This window comes from Pseudomonas sp. PHC1 (assembly GCF_046487845.1).
Lineage (GTDB): Bacteria > Pseudomonadota > Gammaproteobacteria > Pseudomonadales > Pseudomonadaceae > Aquipseudomonas > Aquipseudomonas sputi.
The window spans coordinates 43,425-63,318 of record NZ_JBJXHJ010000009.1 but is presented as its reverse complement, the minus strand read 5'-3'; the positions used below and the strand labels follow the sequence as shown (position 1 = coordinate 63,318).

Here is a 19,894-nt window from a genome sequence, read left to right as displayed (position 1 = left end):
GCAAGAACCTGCCCAAGCCTGACGTCAGCCAATTGCAGCAAACCTACGTGGCGCCGCAAAGCGCACTGGAGCAGCAACTGGCAACGATCTGGCAGGACGTGCTGAAGCTGGAGCGCGTCGGTCTGACCGACAATTTCTTCGAGCTGGGCGGCGATTCGATCATCTCGATCCAGGTGGTCAGCCGCGCCCGTCAGGCCGGGCTGCGCTTTACCCCGAAAGACCTGTTCCAGCACCAGACCATTCAGGCGCTGGCCAATGTAGTGCAGAGCGGTGAGCCGGTGCAGCCGATCGATCAGCGACCGGTGACCGGTGAAACGGCGTTGCTGCCGATTCATCAATGGTTCTTCGCCCAGCCGATTCCCGACCGTCATCACTGGAACCAGTCGGTGATGCTCAAGACTGCTCAGCCGTTGGATGCGTCCGTTCTGGAGCAAGCCCTGGATGCGCTGCTCGTGCATCACGACAGCCTGCGCCTGGACTTTACCGAACAAACGCAGGGCTGGACGGCGCAGTACCGCGACGTCGAAACCCAGGCCGGTGAAACGGTGTTGTGGCAAGTCGAGGTCGCCGATCTGGCGGCCCTTGAAGTGCTCGGCAACCAGGCCCAACGCAGCCTGCAACTGAGCGGCGGTTCGCTGATCCGTGCAGTGCTGGCGAACCTGGCCGATGGCAGCCAGCGTCTGTTGCTGGTGGTTCATCACCTGGTGGTGGATGGCGTGTCGTGGCGGATTCTGTTCGAAGACTTGCAAAGTGCTTACCGGCAGATCCAGTCGGGGGGCGCCGTGCAACTGCCGGCCAAGACCAGTGCGGTGAAAGCCTGGACTGAAGCGTTGCAGGACTACGCCGGCAGTGCGCCGCTGCAAGCCGAGCTGGGCTTCTGGCAGCAACAACTGCAAGGCGCGTCGAACGCATTGCCGTACGACAACCCGCACGGTGACCAGCAGCATTGCCAGGCACTGGCAATCCGCACGCCGCTGGACAAGACTTTGACCCGCCAACTGCTGCAAGAGGCCCCGGCGGCCTATCGCACCCAGGTCAACGATCTGCTGCTGACCGCGCTGGCGCGGGTGATGGTGCGCTGGACCGGCGACGACAATGTGCTGGTGCAACTGGAAGGCCATGGTCGTGAAGACCTGTTCGAGCACGTCGACCTGACCCGCACCGTGGGCTGGTTCACCAGCCTGTTCCCGGCAAAACTGACTCCGCTCGCTGACCTCGGCGCCTCGCTGAAACAAATCAAGGAACAACTGCGGGCGATCCCGAACAAAGGCATCGGCTTCGGTGCCCTCGCGCACCTGGGCGATGACCATGCCCGGGCCACCCTGCAAGCGCTGCCGACGCCGCGCCTGACCTTCAACTATCTGGGCCAGTTCGACGGCAGTTTCGATGCCGGCGATGAAGCGCTGTTCGTGCCGACCAGCGAATCCGGCGGCGAAGAAGTGAATATGCAAGGCCCGTTGGGCAGCCCGCTGGCCCTCGACGGCAAGGTGTTCAACGGCGAGCTGGACCTGAGCTGGACCTTCAGCCGCGAGATGTTCGAACCGGCGACCATCCAGCGTCTGGCCGACGATTACCTGCAAGAACTCACCGCGCTGATCGCCCATTGCTGCGACAGCGCCCACCGTGGCGTGACCCCGTCGGACTTCCCGCTGGCGCAGCTGACTCAAGCGCAACTGGATGTGCTCGCCCCGCAACCGCAAGCCATCGACGATATCTACCCGCTGTCGCCGATGCAGCAGGGCATGCTGTTCCACACCCTGCTCGAACATGGCAGCGGCGACTACATCAACCAGATGCGTCTGGACGTCGATGGCGTCGACCCGCAGCGGTTCCGTGCCGCGTGGCAAGCGGTGGTGGATGCCCATGACATCCTGCGCACCGGTTTCGTCTGGCAGGGCGATCTGGCGCAGCCGCTGCAAGTGGTGCAGCGTCAGCTCGACGTGCCGTTTCGCGTCCTCGACTGGAACGGTCAGACCGATCTTGATGCCGCGCTGAAAAAACTCGCCGACCAAGAGCGTGCCCAAGGCCTCGACCTGACCCGCGCACCGTTGCTGCGTCTGGTGCTGGTGCGCATCGCTGAACACCGTCATCACCTGATCTACACCAACCATCACATCCTGATGGACGGCTGGAGCAGCGCGCAGTTGCTCGGCGAAGTGTTGCAGCATTACAGCGGCGCAGCGGTGCCGCGTCCGACCGGGCGCTACCGCGATTACATCGCCTGGCTGCAGCGCCAGGACGCCGCGACCGCGGAAGCCTTCTGGCTGGCGGCGCTGAACAACCTGCAGGAGCCGACGCGTCTGGCCGATGCCATCGCGCGGCCGAATGCCGGTTTGCCGAGCGTCGGTTATGGCGATCATTTCCAGGTGCTCGATGCCAGCCTGACTCAGCGTCTGGGCGAGTTCGCCCGGGCCTCGAAAGTCACCGTCAACACCCTGGTGCAAGCCGCGTGGCTGCTGCTGTTGCAGCGCTACACCGGCAAGGATTGCGTGGCGTTCGGCGCCACCGTCGCCGGGCGTCCGACGGATCTGCCGGGGGCCGAGCAGCAGGTCGGCCTGTTCATCAACACCTTGCCGGTAATCGCCGCGCCACAAGCGCAGCAGAGCCTGGCCGGTTGGCTGCAGGGCGTGCAGGCGCAGAACCTGGCGCTGCGCGAATTCGAACACACGCCGCTGGCGCAGATTCAGCGCTGGGCCGGGCAGGGCGGTGACGCGCTGTTCGACAGCCTGATGGTGTTCGAGAACTACCCGATTGCCGAAGCGCTGGAGCAAGGCGCGCCGCAGGGCCTGCGATTCGGTCCGGTGGCAAACCACGAACAGACCAACTATCCGTTGACCCTGCTGGTGCATCTGGGTGCCGAGTTGTCTGTGCATTTCAGCTACCAGCGCGACAGCTTCGCCGATGTCAGCGTGGCGCAACTGGGCGCGCACCTGCAGCATTTGCTTGAGCAGATGACCGAGGCGGGTGAGCGTTCGCTCAGCCAATTGCGTCTGATCGAGACGCCGCCGGTTCACACTGATTTCGTCACCGACCTGTGCATCCATCAAGGCATCGCCCGTCAGGTCGCCGCGACCCCGGATGCACGGGCCGTGACCTTCGCCGACACGCAACTGACCTACGCCGAACTGGACGCCCGGGCCAATCGCCTGGCGCACAAATTGATCGAACTGGGCGTCGGCCCGGAAGTGCGGGTGGGCGTGGCGCTGCCGCGTTCCGAGCAGTTGCTGATTGCACTGCTGGCGGTGCTCAAGGCCGGTGGCGCCTACGTGCCGCTGGACCCGGATTACCCGGCCGACCGAGTCGCCTACATGCTCGAAGACAGCCGTGCGCGAGTGTTGCTGACGGAGCAAGCGCTGGCGGCAGCACTGACCGTGCCGTCCGACACGCAAGTGTTGCTGCTGGATCAAGTAGAACTGGGTGGCCATCCGGTTCAGGCACCGCAAACCGCCGTGACCCCGGACAACCTCGCCTACGTGATCTACACCTCCGGTTCCACCGGCAAGCCGAAAGGCGTGGCGATTGCTCATCGCAACGTCATGGCGCTGATCGACTGGTCGGCCAGGGTCTACCGCCGCGAAGACATTCAAGGCGTGTTGGCCTCGACCTCGGTGTGTTTCGACCTGTCGGTGTGGGAGCTGTTTGTGACCCTGGCCAACGGCGGCTCGCTGATCATCGCCCGCAACGCGCTGGAACTGCCGCAACTGCCGGCCCGGGATCAGGTGCGCCTGATCAACACCGTGCCGTCGGCGATCAACGCATTGCAGCGCGCCGGGCAGATTCCGCCGGGTGTGCGGATCATCAACCTGGCGGGCGAACCGCTCAAGCAGGGACTGGTGGACGCGCTCTATCAGCAGCCGACTATCGAGCATGTCTACGACCTGTACGGCCCGTCGGAAGACACCACTTACTCGACCTGGACCCGCCGCACCGCCGGTGGTCAGGCGCGCATCGGCCGGGCGCTGGAGCACTCCAGCAGCCACTTGCTCGATACCGATCTGCAGGCGGTGCCGCACGGTGTGTCGGCCGAGTTGTACCTGTCGGGCGCCGGGGTCACCCGCGGTTACCTGGGCAAAGCGGCGATGACCGCCGAGAAGTTTGTGCCCAACCCGTTCGCCCGCAACGGCGAGCGTCTCTACCGCACCGGCGACCTGATTCGTCAGCGCGAGGACGGCGAACTGGAGTACATGGGGCGGATCGACCATCAGGTGAAAATCCGTGGTTTCCGTATCGAACTGGGCGAAATCGAGGCGCGACTGCTGGCGCAACCGGGCATCAGTGAGGCGGCCGTACTGGCCGTTGAGGCCGAGGGTGGCGCGCAGTTGGTGGCCTACGTGGTCGCTCCGCAACTGGATGTGTACGACGCTGAAGCGCAGCGCCAACGGCGCGACGGACTAAAGACTGGCCTCAAGTCTTCGTTACCTGACTACATGATTCCCGCGCACCTGCTGTTCCTTGAGCAGTTGCCCCTGACCCCCAACGGCAAGCTCGACCGCAAGGCGCTGCCGGCGGTGGATGCCAGCCAGATGCAGGCCGCGTATGTCGCGCCGCAGTCGGAGCTTGCGCAACAGGTCGCGGCAATCTGGCAGCAAGTGCTCACCGTGGAACGCATCGGTCTGAACGATCACTTCTTCGAACTCGGCGGGCACTCGCTGCTGGCGGTCAATGTCGTGTCGCGCATCGCCCTGGAACTGGGCCTGACGCTGACGCCGCAACTGCTATTCCAGCACCCCGTCCTGGGCGACTTTGTCGCTCGACTCGATACAGGAGGCGGGGCAATCAACGAACAGAAACTGAACAAGCTGGAAGCCCTGCTTGACGATATGGAGGAGTTCTGATGGACACGAGTGTTGCTTTGAGGATTGCCAAGCGCTTTATCACTCTGCCGCTGGACAAACGTAAGCTCTACCTGGAAAAGATGCTCGAAGAGGGCGTCTCGCCGGCCAACCTGCCGATTCCGGAAACTCGCTCAAGCTTCGAGGCGATCCCGCTGTCCTACGCCCAGGAACGTCAGTTGTTCCTGTGGCAGATGGACCCGCACAGCACCGCGTATCACATTCCCAGCGCCCTGCGTTTGAAGGGGCGGCTGGATGTCGCGGCGCTGGAGCGCAGTTTCAACGCGGTGGTCGCCCGCCACGAAAGCCTGCGCACCACGTTCGTCGAACAGGGTGAAACCTTCTGTCAGCAGGTTCACGCGCAGATGCCGCTGAGCATCACGGTCGAGACGCTGGTGCCCGGTCTGGACGCCGACGCCGCGATCAAGGCTTTCGTCGAACACGAAACCGCGCGCCCGTTCAACCTGCAACAGGGCCCGCTTCTGCGAGTGTCATTGCTCAAGGTCGGTGAAGACGATCACGTGCTGGCGCTGATCCAGCACCACATCATTTCCGATGGCTGGTCGATGCAAGTGCTGGTCGGCGAGCTGATCCAGCATTACGCCGCCGACACCGGCGGCCAGTCCCTGAGCCTGCCGCCGCTGGACGTGCAATACGCCGACTACGCGATCTGGCAACGTCACTGGCTGGAGGCCGGCGAGCGTGAGCGGCAGCTGAAATACTGGATCGACACCCTCGGCGGCGAACAGCCGGTGCTGGAATTGCCGATCGATCATCCGCGCCCGGCGGTGCAGAGCTTCCGTGGTGCGCGTCTGGATCTGAACCTGCCGGCGGCGCTGGGCGATGCCCTCAGGCAACTGGCCCAGCGCGAAGGCGCGAGCTTGTTCATGGTGCTGCTGGCGTCGTTCCAGGCCTTGCTGCACCGCTACAGCGGCCAGTCGCAGATCCGCGTCGGCGTACCGACCGCCAACCGCAACCGGGTGGAGACCGAAGGCCTGATCGGCTTCTTCGTCAACACTCAGGTGCTGAGCGCGGACGTCCACGGGCAACTGCCGTTCAATCAACTGCTGGCTCAGGTCAAGCAATCGGCGATGGCGGCCCAGGCCCATCAGGATCTGCCGTTCGAGCAACTGATCGAAGCCCTGCAACCGGAGCGCAGCCTGAGCCACAGCCCGGTGTTCCAGGTGATGTACAACCACCAGGCGGTCAACGACCAGACCCAGCGTCAGAGCCAGGTGCAACTGCCGCAACTGAGCGTCGAGGACATTGTCTGGGAGGGCCGCACCGCACAGTTCGACCTGACCCTCGGCACCTACGAATCCAGCGAAGGCGTGGCGGCGGAACTGACTTACGCCACCGACCTGTTCAAGCCCGAAACCATCGAGCGCCTGGCGCGCCACTGGCTGAACCTGCTGCACGGCATCGTCGCTGCGCCGAATCAGCGTGTCGGCGAACTGCCGCTGCTGGAAACCAGCGAACAGCAAGTGCTGTTGCAGGACTGGAAAAGCGTGGTCGCTCACGCCGCGTCGGCGCCGTGCGTGCAGCAACGCATCGCCTTGCAGGCCGGGCAAACGCCTGACGCCATCGCGTTGATCATCGGCGAAGACCGGCTGACTTACGGCCAGCTGAATGCCCGCGCCAACCAGCTCGCGCACAAGCTGGTCGAGCTGGGTGTAGGCCCGGATCGACTGGTCGGCATCGCGGTCGAGCGCAGCGTCGAAATGATCGTCGGCCTGCTGGCGATCCTCAAGGCCGGCGGCGCGTATGTGCCGCTGGACCCGGCGTATCCGCAAGACCGTCTGGCCTACATGATCGAGGACAGCGGCATCGAATGGCTGCTGACCCAAGCGCATTTGCAGACGCGGCTGCCGATCCCGGCCGGCCTTGCCACAGTGCTGCTGGATCAGCCGCAGGACTGGCTGGCGGCGTACCCGACCACCGCGCCTGACGTGGCCGTGAACGGCGATCATCTGGCCTACACGATTTACACCTCCGGCTCGACCGGCAAGCCTAAAGGCGTGATGGTCCACCACGCCGCCCTGAGCAACTTTGTCGCGAGCATGGTTGAGCAACCGGGCATCGCCGCCGCTGATCGCATGCTGTCGCTGACCACGTTCTCGTTCGATATTTTCGGCCTGGAAATCTACGGCCCGTTGCTGGCCGGCGCTGCCGTGGTGCTGACCGGCAAGGACGTGCACCAGGACCCGCAAGCGGTGCTCGAACTGATCGACCGCCACGGCGTGACTCTGCTGCAAGCCACGCCTTCGAGCTGGCGCATGCTGCTGGACAACGAGCACGCCGCGATTCTAGACGGCCGCACTTTCCTGTGTGGCGGTGAAGCGCTGCCCCGAGAACTGGCGCAACGCATGCTGGCGCGCTCGCCGAAGGTCTGGAACCTTTACGGCCCCACCGAAACCACGATCTGGTCGGCGCTGCATCCGCTGAGCGTGGACAACAGCCGTCCCTTCCTCGGTAAACCGATCGACAACACCGCGCTGTACATTCTTGGCAGTGATCTGGAACTCAATCCGCTCGGCGCGCCGGGCGAATTGTTGATCGGTGGCGAAGGCCTGGCGCGGGGTTATTTCCAGCGTCCTGCGCTGACCGCCGAACGCTTTGTACCGGACCCGTTCTCGAGCGCTGGCGAGCGCCTGTATCGCACCGGTGACCTGACCCGTTACCGCGCCGAAGGCGTGATCGAATACATCGGGCGGATCGACCATCAGGTGAAAATCCGTGGTTTCCGTATCGAGCTGGGCGAAATCGAAGCGCGCCTGCTGGCGCTCGACAGCGTGCGCGAAACCGTGGTCGTCGCCCAGGACGGCCCGACCGGCCCGCAACTGGTGGGCTACGTGGTGCCGACGTCCGGCGAGGTGCTGGATTCCGATGGCGAAGCCGCATTGCGCACTGCGCTCAAGGCCAGCCTCAAGGCTGAATTGCCGGAATACATGGTGCCGGCGCACCTGTTGTTCCTTGCGCAACTGCCGCTGACCCCCAACGGCAAAGTCGACCGCAAGGCCTTGCCGGCGCCCGACACCAGCCAGTGGCAATCGACCTACATCGCGCCGCAGACCGCCACCCAGCACACCGTCGCCGACATCTGGCAAGCGGTGCTGAAACTGGAGCAGGTGGGGCTGGGCGACAACTTCTTCGAACTCGGCGGCCATTCGCTGCTGGTGACCCAGGTCGTTTCCCGGGTGCGTCAGGCGCTCAACGTGCAGGTGCCGCTGCGCACCTTGTTCGAACACAGCACGCTGGTGGATTTCGTCGCCGCCCTCGGGGTGGAGCAGGTGCAGCAGGAGCCGCCGATCGTGGCGCTGCCGCGTCTGCAACCGCTGACGCTGTCCTACGCTCAGGAACGTCAGTGGTTCCTCTGGCAACTGGAACCGACCAGCACCGCCTACCACGTGCCGGCCGCACTGCGCCTGCGCGGCGAACTGGACCTGCCAGCCTTGCAGCGCAGCTTCGACGCGCTGATCGCCCGCCACGAATCCCTGCGCACCTGCTTTGTCGAGGAGCAGGGCCAGACCCTGCAAGTGATCCAGGCTCAGGCAGCGCTGGACATCGCCGTCGAAAGCATCGACCGAGAAATCGACGAATCCGAGCTGCAAGCCCTGGTCGCTGCCGAAACCCTGCACCTGTTTGACTTGCAGAAAGGCCCACTGCTGCGGGTCAAACTGCTGCGTCTGGCCGCCGATGACCACGCGCTGATCATCACCTTGCACCACATCGTGTCCGATGGCTGGTCGATGGGGATCATGGTCAACGAGCTGGTGGCGTTGTATGCCGCGCACAGTGAAGGCAAGGCCGCGCAGTTGCCGACATTGCCGGTGCAATACGCCGACTACGCCGTGTGGCAGCGTCAGTGGATGGACGCCGGTGAGCGCGAGCGTCAATTGAGTTACTGGACTGCGCAACTGGGCGATGGCGATCAGCCGTTGCTGGAGCTGCCGACCGACCGTCCGCGTCCGCCGGAGCAAAGCTACCGGGGCGCGCGTCAGGACATCCCGCTGAGCGCCGAACTGGCCGCCGGCCTCAAGCAGGTTGCACAACGGGAAAACGTCACCCTGTTCGCGCTGCTGCTGGCGTCGTTCCAGACCCTGTTGCACCGCTACAGCGGCCAGGCCGACATTCGGGTTGGCGTGCCGGTAGCCAACCGCAATAGGGTCGAGACTGAAGGCCTGATCGGTTTCTTCGTCAACACTCAGGTGTTGAAGGCCGAGTTCGACAGTCAGCAGAGTTTCCGCAGCCTGCTGCAGCAAGTGAAAAACACCGTGCTCGGCGCTCAGGCCCATCAGGACCTGCCGTTCGAGCAACTGGTCGATGCGCTGCAACCGGAGCGCAGCCTGAGCCACAGCCCGCTGTTCCAGGTGCTGCACAACCACCAGAGTCAGGCCCGTCAGGCCAAAGGCGCGACACGACTGCCGAAAATCGAGATCGAAGGCCTGAGCTGGGTGTCGCACACCGCGCAGTTCGACTTGACCCTGGACACCTTCGAATCGGCGGACAACGTCTGGGCCGAACTGACCTACGCCACCGACCTGTTCGACGCGGTGACCATGCAGCGCCTGGCGCAGCACTGGACGAATCTGCTACGCGGCATCGTCGCCGATTGCGCCCGGCGAATCGCCGAGCTGCCGTTGCAGGACGCGGCCGAACGTCAGGCCACGTTGTTGCAATGGAACCCGGCCGTGGCCGATTTCCCGAGCGAGGCGTGCCTGCATCAATTGATCGAAGCGCAGGCTGCGCGTGCGCCGCAAGCGGTGGCCGTAACCTATGGCGAACAGAGCCTGAGCTATGGCGAGCTCAACAGCCGCGCCAACCAGTTGGCCCACAAGCTGATGGCCAGCGGTGTCGGGCCGGACGTGCGCGTCGGTCTGGCGGTGGAGCGCAGCCTGGAAATGCTGGTCGGCCTGCTGGCGATTCTCAAGGCCGGCGGCGCCTATGTGCCGCTTGACCCGACCTATCCGGAAGACCGTCTGGCCTACATGATCGGTGACAGCGGCATCGCTCTGCTGTTGACCCAGAGTCATCTGCTCGGCCGTCTGCCAGTGCCGGACTCGGTGCGCAGCGTGATGCTCGATCAGGAGCGCGACGGCCTCGAAGGCTACAGCGACAGCAACCCGCAGGTGTCCATGAGCCCGGACAACCTGGCTTACGTGATCTACACCTCCGGTTCCACCGGTCAGCCAAAAGGCACCTTGCTCGCCCATCACAACGTGCTGCGGCTGTTCAAGGCCACCGATGCCTGGTTCGATTTCGGCCCGCAGGATGTCTGGAGCCTGTTCCATTCCTACGCGTTCGACTTCTCGGTGTGGGAGATCTTCGGTGCGCTGCTGTACGGCGGCAAACTGGTGGTGGTGCCGTACGAGACCAGCCGTTCGCCGGAAGATTTCTACGCCTTGCTGTGCCGTGAAGGGATCACCGTCCTCAACCAGACGCCGTCGGCGTTCAAGCAATTGATGCAAGTGGCCTGCGCCCCGGAACACGCGGCGCCGCAACCGGCCCTGCGTTACGTGGTGTTCGGCGGCGAGGCGCTGGAGGTCAAGAGCCTGCGCCCGTGGTTCGAGCGCTTCGGCGATCAGGCCCCGCAACTGATCAACATGTACGGCATCACCGAAACCACGGTCCACGTGACCTGGCGCCCGATCTCCCTGGCCGACCTGCAACGCGATGCCAGCAGCCCGATCGGCGAGCCGATTCCGGACCTGTCGTGGTATTTGCTCGACGGCGACCTGAACCCGGTCGCCAAGGGTTGCATCGGCGAGCTGTACGTCGGTCGCGCCGGTCTGGCCCGGGGTTATCTGAATCGTCCGGACCTGACCACGCTGCGCTTCATTCCCGATCCGTTTGCGGCCGATGGCGGGCGTCTGTACCGCACCGGTGACCTGGCGCGTTATCGCGCCGACGGGGTGATCGAATACATCGGGCGGATCGACCATCAGGTGAAGATTCGCGGCTTTCGCATCGAACTCGGCGAGATCGAAGCGCAGTTGCTCGAACAGGCCGCCGTGCGCCAGGCCGTAGTGCTGGCGCAACCGGGCCTCAGTGGTCAGCAACTGGTGGCGTACCTGGTGCCGAGCGAGGCTGCCTTGCTTGCCGCCGGCGCTGCCGTACAGGGCCAGTGGCGCGACAACGTGCGGGCCGCGCTCAAGGAAAACCTGCCGGATCACATGATCCCGGCGCACCTGTTGCTGCTCGAACAATTGCCATTGACCGCCAACGGCAAACTCAACCGCAGTGCCTTGCCGTCGCCGGACGCGCGTCAGGCGCAGCAGGCCTATCAGGCACCGCAAAGTGAACTGGAACAGCGGCTGGCCGAGATCTGGCAGGACGTGCTGAAGCTGCCGCAGGTCGGTCTGAACGACAACTTCTTCGAGTTGGGCGGCGATTCGATCATCTCGATTCAAGTGGTCAGCCGCGCCCGTCAGGCCGGTATCCGTCTGAACCCCAAAGACTTGTTCCAGCACCAGACCGTGCAGCAGCTGGCGCGGGTCGCGCAGCTCGGCGACAGCGAATCGAGCATCGATCAGCAACCGGTTACTGGCCCGGCGTTGTTGCTGCCGATTCAGCAGCAGTTCTTTGAGGATGAAATCCCCGAGCGTCACCACTGGAACCAGTCGGTGCTGCTCAAGCCACGTCAGCCACTGGCGGGCGAAAAGGTCGAGCAAGCGTTGCGTGCGCTGGTCATCCATCACGATGCCTTGCGCCTGAGTTTCAGCCAGCAGGGCAACGTCTGGCTGGCCGAGCACCTGGCGGTCGACGCCTTGCCGCAAGACCTGCTCTGGCACGAAACCATTGCCGATATCGCGGATCTTGAAGCCTTGGGCAACCGCGCCCAGCGCAGCCTCGACTTGCAAAACGGCCCGTTGCTGCGGGCGGTGCTGGTCGATCTGGCCGATGGCAGCCAACGCCTGTTGCTGGTAATCCATCACCTGGCGGTGGACGGCGTGTCGTGGCGGATTCTGCTGGAAGACCTGCAAACCGCGTATCAGCAAGCCATCGACGGTCAAGCCCCGAACCTGCCGACCAAGACCAGTGCCTTCAAGGACTGGAGCGAACACTTGCAGCGCTACGCCAACGGTCCGGCGTTGCAGGAAGAGCTGGCGTACTGGCAGGCCTGCCTGAGCGATGTCAGCACCGATCTGCCGTGCAAACGTCTCGACGCCGGCCAGCACAACCGTCTGGCGCAAACCGTGCAGACCCGCCTCAATGCGGACCTGACCCGGCAACTGCTGCAGGAAGCCCCGGCGGCCTATCGCACCCAGGTCAACGACCTGCTGCTGACCGCGCTGGCCCGGGTGATCGGGCGCTGGAGCGGGCAGCCGTCTACCCTGATTCAACTGGAAGGTCACGGTCGCGAAGAGCTGTTCGACGGCGTTGACCTGACTCGCACCGTGGGTTGGTTCACCAGCCTGTTTCCGGTGCGCCTGACTCCGGCCGAAGACGCGGGCGAATCGATCAAGCGGATCAAGGAACAACTGCGCTCGATCCCGAACAAGGGCATCGGTTTCGGAGCGCTGCGTCACCTCGGTGATGCCGATGCGCAAAGCTGCCTGCGGGCGTTGCCGACCCCGCGCATCACCTTCAACTACCTCGGCCAGTTCGATGGCAGTTTCGAAGCCGATGACGGCGCGCTGTTCGCGCCGGCGCCGGACAATGCCGGTCTGGAACAGAGCCCGGACGCGCCGCTGGGTAACTGGTTGACCTTGAACGGTCAGGTGTATGGCGGCGAATTGAGCGTCGGCTGGACCTTCAGCCAAGAGCGTTTCGACAGCGCCACCATTGAAGCGCTGGCCCGCGACTACGCCGATGAACTTAGCGCGCTGATCGCACACTGCCTGACGCCGGGCGTGGAAGGCCTGACCCCGTCGGACTTCCCGCTGGCGGGCCTGACCCAGGCACAACTCGACAGCCTGTCGCTGCCGGCTGCGCAGATTGCCGACATCTATCCGCTGTCGGCAATGCAGCAGGGCATGCTGTTCCACAGTCTTTACGAGCAGGCGTCCGGCGACTACATCAACCAGGTTCGCCTGGACGTCGAAGGCCTCGACCCGCAGCGCTTCCAGCAAGCCTGGCAAGCGGCGGTGGACAACCACGACATCCTGCGCACCCGTTTCGTCTGGCAAGGCCAGGTGGCGCGCCCGGTGCAAGTGGTGCACAAGCAGCTGGAAATGCCGTTCAGCGTGCTCGACTGGCGTGAACGCCACGCCGATCCGGCAACCCTGGATCAGTTGGCCGTCAGCGAGCAGGCACAGGGTTTCGACCTGAGCCACGGCCCGCTGCTGCGCATGGTCGTGGTGCGTCTGGACGATCAGCGTTGCCACCTGATCTACACCAACCACCACATCCTGATGGACGGCTGGAGCAACTCGCAGTTGCTCGGCGAAGTCCTCCAGCGCTATGCCGGTGAGACTCTGCCGGCACTGACCGGGCGTTATCGTGACTACATCGAATGGCTGCAACGCCAGGACGTCAAGGTCAGCGAGCATTACTGGACTGCGCAACTGGCCAATCTGCAGGAACCGACCCGTCTGGCCCAGGCGATTCAGGCCCAGCGCAGCGACGAGCCGCGTGAAGGTCATGGCCAGCGTTACGTGTTTATCGACGCCGAACAGACTCGACGCCTGGGCGAATTCGCCCGGCAGCAGAAGGTCACCCTCAACACCCTGATCCAGGCCGCATGGCTGCTGCTGTTGCAGCGCCTGACCGGTCAGGAAAGCGTGGCATTCGGCGCCACCGTGGCCGGTCGTCCGACCGAGCTCAAAGGCGTCGAGCAGCAGATCGGCCTGTTCATTAACACCTTGCCGGTGATCGCCAGCCCGCGTTCGGAATACAGCGTCGGCCAGTGGTTGCAGAGCGTCCAGGCGCAAAACATCGGCCTGCGTGAACACGAACACACGCCGCTGTTCGACATCCAGCGCTGGGCCGGGCAGAGCGGTGAAGCGCTGTTCGACAACATTCTGGTGTTCGAGAACTATCCCGTGTCCCAGGCCCTGGAAGAGGGTGCGCCGCAGGAATTGCGCTTCGGCGAGGTCAACAACCACGAGCAGACCAACTACCCGCTGACCCTGGCGGTGAACGTCAGCGATGAACTGTCGCTGCACTACAGCTACCAGCGCGGGCAGTTCACCGATTCGGTGATCGTGCAGTTGAGCGCGCAACTGCAAAACCTGTTGCAGCAAATGCTGCAGTCGGGCGATGCCATGCTCGGCGCGCTGGACTTGCTCGACACCGCCGACCGCCGTTTGATGGTCGAGCAGTGGAACGCCACCGGCATCGACTATCCGCTGGAGCAGGGCGTACACACGCTGATCGAAACCCAGGCCCTGCGCACCCCGGACGCGCCGGCGCTGGTGTTCGCCGGCCAGACCCTGAGCTACGCGCAACTCAATGCCCGCGCCAACCAGTTGGCCCATGGCTTGATCGCCCGTGGGGTCGGCCCGGATGTACTGGTGGGGATTGCGGTCGAGCGCAGCCTGGAAATGGTCATCGGCCTGCTGGCAATCCTCAAGGCCGGCGGCGCCTACGTGCCGCTGGACCCGGAATACCCGCGCGATCGCCTGAGCTACATGATCGCCGACAGCGGCATCGACCAGTTGCTGACCCAGCCGCACCTGCTGGCCAGCCTGCCGGTTCCCGACGGCGTACAGACCCTGTGCCTGGAACCGTCCGGTGCGGACTTCGCCGAGTGGCCGACGCACAATCCGCAGGTCGAATACGACGCCAGCAACCTGGCCTACGTGATCTACACCTCCGGCTCCACCGGTATGCCGAAAGGCGCCGGCAACGCCCATCGTGCCCTGACCAACCGCCTGATGTGGATGCAGCAGGCCTATGGTCTGGACGCCAGCGACACGGTGTTGCAGAAAACCCCGTTCAGCTTCGACGTGTCGGTGTGGGAGTTCTTCTGGCCGCTGATGACCGGTGCCCGACTGGTGGTCGCGGCACCGGGCGATCACCGCGATCCGGCGAAACTGATCGCGCTGATCAACGCCGAACGCGTCACCACGCTGCACTTCGTGCCGTCGATGCTGCAGGCCTTCCTGCAGGACGCCAGCGTATCGAGCTGCGCCGGTCTGAAGCGCATCGTCTGCAGCGGTGAAGCGCTGCCGGTGGATGCGCAGGTGCAGGTGTTCGCCAAACTGCCGCAGGCCGGTCTGTTCAACCTGTACGGTCCGACCGAAGCCGCGATCGACGTGACCCACTGGACCTGCCGCGACGAAGGTCGCGACGGCGTGCCGATCGGTCAGCCGATTGCCAATCTGTCGACCTTCATTCTCGACAGCGGCCTCAATCCGCTGCCGGTGGGTGTGGCGGGTGAGTTGTACCTCGGCGGTGTCGGCCTGGCCCGTGGTTATCAGCGTCGCCCGGGGCTGAGCGCCGAGCGGTTCGTCGCCAACCCGTTCGCGGCCGGTGAGCGGATGTACCGCACCGGCGACCTGGCGCGCTACCGCGCCGACGGCGTGATCGAGTACGTCGGGCGCATCGACCACCAGGTCAAATTGCGCGGTCTGCGGATCGAGCTGGGCGAAATCGAAGCGCGCCTGATGGAACACGCCGCCGTGCGCGAAGCGGTGGTGGTGGCCCGGGACGTGCTGGGCAGCCAGCAACTGGTGGCGTACCTGGTGCCAAGTGATCCGGCGACTGTCGACGCCAGCGATGCCGCGCGCAATGAACTGCACGACAGCCTGTCGACCTGGCTGGGCGCGAGCCTGCCGGATTACATGGTGCCGGCGCACCGGATGTGGCTGGCGCAGATGCCCCTGAGCCCCAACGGCAAGCTCGACCGCAAGCGTCTGCCGGCGCTGGCGTTCTCGGCTGCGCAGCAACACGTCGAGCCGGCCAGCGCCATCGAACAGACGCTGGTGGACATCTGGAAAGACGTGCTGGGCCTTGAGCGGATCAGCACCACCGACAGTTTCTTTGCGTTGGGCGGCGATTCGATCGTCTCGATCCAGGTGGTCAGCCGCGCCCGTCAGCAAGGCATCGAGTTGAGCCCGAAAGACCTGTTCCAGCAGCCGACCATTCAGCAGCTGGCCGTGCGTGCCCAGGCGACCGAAGGCACTCAGGCTCCGGTGGCCGCGCTGATCGACCTGCCGTTGCACGGTCTGAGCGAGGCGCAGATTGCCGAGCTGCCTCTGCCGGAAGGGCAACTGGACGGGTTGTACCGCTTGTCGCCGATGCAGCAGGGCATGCTGTTCCTCGGTTTGAACTCGCCGGAAGCCGACCTCTACATCAACCAGGTGAGCATACCGGTGCAGGGCCTGGAGCCGGCGCGCTTCAAGGCGGCATGGGAAGCGGTGAGCCGTCGTCACGACATTCTGCGCACCGGTTTTCTCTGGCAGGACATGGCCGAGCCGCTGCAATTCGTGCTCGCCGATCCGCAGCTGCCGGTCAGCCTGCTCGACTGGCGCGATCAGGATCACTCGGAACAAGCCTTGCAGGCACTGGCCGCCAGCGAACGGGCCAAGGGTTTCGACCTCGACCGTCCGCCGCTGCAACGCCTGACGCTGGTGCAAGTGGGCGAGGGCAGCCATCAGCTGATCTGGACTTATCACCACCTCCTGATCGACGGCTGGAGCAGTTCGCAGTTGATCGGTGAAGTGCTGAGCCAGTATTCCGGCCAGCCGCTCGCCGAAGCGGTGCCATACCGTCGCTACATCAACTGGCTGCAACAGCAGGATGCCAGCGCCAGCGAAGGATTCTGGCGCGAACACCTGAGCCTGCTCGACGAGCCGACGTATCTGGCTGATGCGGTTGCCCGCAGCGGCGAAGGTCGCGGTCACGAAGCGCTGTACAGCCGTCTGGGCGAAACCCGCACCGAACAGCTCAAAGCCTTCGCCCAGTCCCAGCAGATCACCCTCAACACGCTGGTGCAGGGCGCGTGGCTGATGCTGCTGAGCCGTTACAGCGGCCAGCGCTGCGTGGCGTTCGGTGCCACGGTGGCGGGGCGTCCGGCGAGCCTGCCGGCGTCGGAATCGATCCTCGGCCTGTTCATCAACACCTTGCCGGTGATCAAGGACGTACCGGCCGAACAAGCGGTCGGTGACTGGTTGCGCGACCTGCAGGACTTCAACCTGGAAATGCGCGAGCGCGAATACACGCCGCTGTCCGACGTTCAGCGTTGGGCCGGGCGTACCGGGCAGTCGCTGTTCGACAGCATCATCGTGTTCGAGAACCATCCGATCGATCAGGCGCTGCGTGAGTGGCGCGACGACTCGCTCAAGTTCGGCGAGAGCGCCAGCGCCGGCCTGACCAACTTCCCGATGGACCTGATGGTCACGCTCGAAGAAGGCTTGGTGATCGAGTACATGTTCCTGCGCGAGCATTTCGACCGGGCGACCGTGGAAGGCATCCGCAGCAATATGGAAGGGCTGCTGACCGCGCTCACCGAGGACGCTGCGCAACCGCTGGGCCGTATCGGCCTGCCGACTGCGCAGGTCGCGGATTCGACGGTGGTTGCCGTGCAGCCACCCGCGCTGGCGGTGCATCAGCGCATCGGTCAGTGGGCCGCACAGCGCCGCGAGCAGACTGCCGTGGTCTTCAACGATCAGGCATTCAGCTACGGTCAGATCGAGGCCCGGGCCAATCGTTTGGCCCATGCGCTGATCGCCGAAGGCGTCGGCCCGGAAGTGCGAGTCGGCGTGGCGTTGCCGCGCAGTGAAAACATGATTGTCGCGCTGTTGGCGGTGCTCAAGGCCGGCGGTGCCTACGTGCCGCTGGACGCGACCTATCCTCGCGAGCGTTTGAGTTACCTGATGCGCGATTCCGGGATCGCGTTGCTGCTCAGCGATTCGAGCCTGCGTCAGGTGATGCCGCCGCAGGACAACCTGCATGTGCTGGAACTGGATCAACTGGACCTCAGCGCCCGGCCGGACACTGCGCCGCAGGTTTCGGTCGAACCGGGCAACCTCGCGTACGTGATCTACACCTCCGGTTCCAGCGGGTTGCCCAAAGGCGTCGGTGTGGCTCACGGGCCGCTGGCGATGCACTGCGAGGCGATCGGTCAGCGTTATGAAATGAGCGAAGCCGATTGCGAACTGCACTTCATGTCGTTCGCGTTCGACGGCGCCCACGAGCGCTGGCTGACCACCCTGACTCACGGCGCACGCCTGCTGATCCGTGACGACAGCCTGTGGACTGCCGAGCAGACCTTCAACGCCATGCATCAACACGGCGTGACCGTGGCGGCGTTCCCGCCGGTGTACCTGCAACAACTGGCCGAGCACGCCGAGCAACACGGCAACCCACCGCCGGTGCGGATCTATTGCTTCGGCGGCGATGCGGTGCCGGTGGCGAGTTTCGAGCTGGCCAAGCGTGCGCTGAAACCGCAGTACATCATCAACGGCTATGGGCCGACCGAAACCGTGGTCACGCCGCTGATCTGGAAGGCCGGTGTCGAGGATGTCTGCGGCGCCGCCTACGCACCGATCGGCAGCGTGGTCGGTGAGCGCAGCGGTTACGTGCTCGACAGCGATCTCAACCGTCTGCCGGTCGGTATTGCCGGTGAGTTGTACCTGGGTGGCGCGCTGGCCCGTGGTTATCTGGGACGCGCCGGTGGCACCGCCGAGCGCTTCGTGGCCAACCCGTTCAGCGCCGATGGCAGCCGCCTGTATCGCACCGGCGACCTGGTGCGCCAGCGCGCCGACGGTACGGTCGACTACCTTGGGCGGATCGACCATCAGGTGAAGATCCGGGGTTTCCGTATCGAACTGGGCGAAGTCGAAGCGCGCCTCAAGCAACAACCGGGCGTGCGCGATGCAGCCGTGGTCGCTCGCGAGGGCGTCAGTGGCAAACAACTGCTTGGTTATGTGCTGGCCAGTGCCGACGCATCGGTAGACGGTCTGTGCGAACGCCTGCGCGAACAGCTCAAGGCCAGTCTGCCGGACTACATGGTGCCTGCGCACCTGATGTTGCTCGAGCGCATGCCGCTGACGCCGAACGGCAAACTCGATCGCAAGGCCTTGCCGGATCCGGACGCCGAACAGCGTCAGGATTACGTGGCGCCGCGCACCGAGCTGGAAAAAGCCCTGGCGAAAATCTGGCAGGAGGTGCTGAAGATCGAACGCGTCGGCCTCACCGACAACTTCTTCGAACTGGGCGGCGACTCGATCCTCAGCCTGCAGGTGGTCGCTCGCAGCCGTGTGCTCAAGTCCCAGGGCCTGAGCCTGAAACTGCGCGACCTGATGCAGAAACCGAGCATCGCCGAACTGGTGGCCAGTGTTCAGGGCGCTGCCGAGAAAGCTTCCGGTCTGCTGGCGATGAATGCCGAGGTCAAGGGCCGGGCGCCGTTGTTCTGCATCCATGCCGGCTTCGGCACGGTGTTTGACTACGAGCCATTGGCCCGTCGTCTGAGCGGTCAGCGCCAGGTGCTGGCGATCCAGTCGCGGATGTTGCTTGACCCGGCCTTCAGCGATACGTCGCTGGAAAGCATGGCGAGTGATTACGTGACGCAGATTCGCGAGAAACAACCGCAGGGGCCGTATCACCTGTTGGGCTGGTCGCTCGGCGGGACGCTGGCGATGCTCATGGCGGCGCAGCTTGAGCGGGAAGGGCAGCAGGTGCAGTTCGTCGGCCTGGTGGACAGTTTCGTGGCCTCGGCGGCGATCAATGCCGGTGTTGTGGATGACTGGCGAGCCGACTTGCGCGACTTCCTGCGGGTCACCCTGCCGGATGCTGCCAACGTGGCCATCGACGGCGAGGAAACAGCACAGAACCTGCGTGCAGTGTTCAACGCCGCGATGGGCACCGAGTCCGGGACGTCGACCTACGTCGCGCTGGGGGCCGATGAACTGGCCCATGTGTTCAGCGTGGCGCGCCGGCTCAAACAGTTGTCGCTGCAGCTCGACCGCTGTCCGCCGCTGGCGGTGCAGCCGGTCTGCTGGTGGACGCTGGGCCGGGAAGAGGAGGCGGCCGAACTGGCGGCGCAACTCGAACAACCGGGCATGGGCGGTGAATGGCTCGATTGCGGGCACTTCCAGATCCCGCGGGATGAAACTTTCCTGTCCGAGGCTGAAGAAATGCTCGGCGAGATCGTTGAATCAGTAGCCATGTCCTGA

At 64.6% G+C, this 19,894-nt stretch carries 2 protein-coding genes (1 of these 2 running past the window's edge); both read left to right on the top strand.

All coding sequences use genetic code 11. From position 1 onward, the window contains the following. Positions 1-4,835 carry the 3' end of a non-ribosomal peptide synthase/polyketide synthase gene (locus ACKJSM_RS14585; RefSeq protein ID WP_410238068.1) on the top strand. The gene continues 7,576 nt to the left of window position 1, outside the view, so the window shows 4,835 of its 12,411 coding nt (coding positions 7,577-12,411); the start codon falls outside the window, past its left edge; its stop codon occupies positions 4,833-4,835. Beyond that, positions 4,835-19,894 (top strand): non-ribosomal peptide synthase/polyketide synthase, encoded by a 15,060-nt coding sequence (locus ACKJSM_RS14580; RefSeq protein ID WP_410238067.1) that lies wholly within the window; start codon positions 4,835-4,837, stop codon positions 19,892-19,894. The genes ACKJSM_RS14585 and ACKJSM_RS14580 overlap by 1 nt, the downstream gene beginning before the upstream one ends.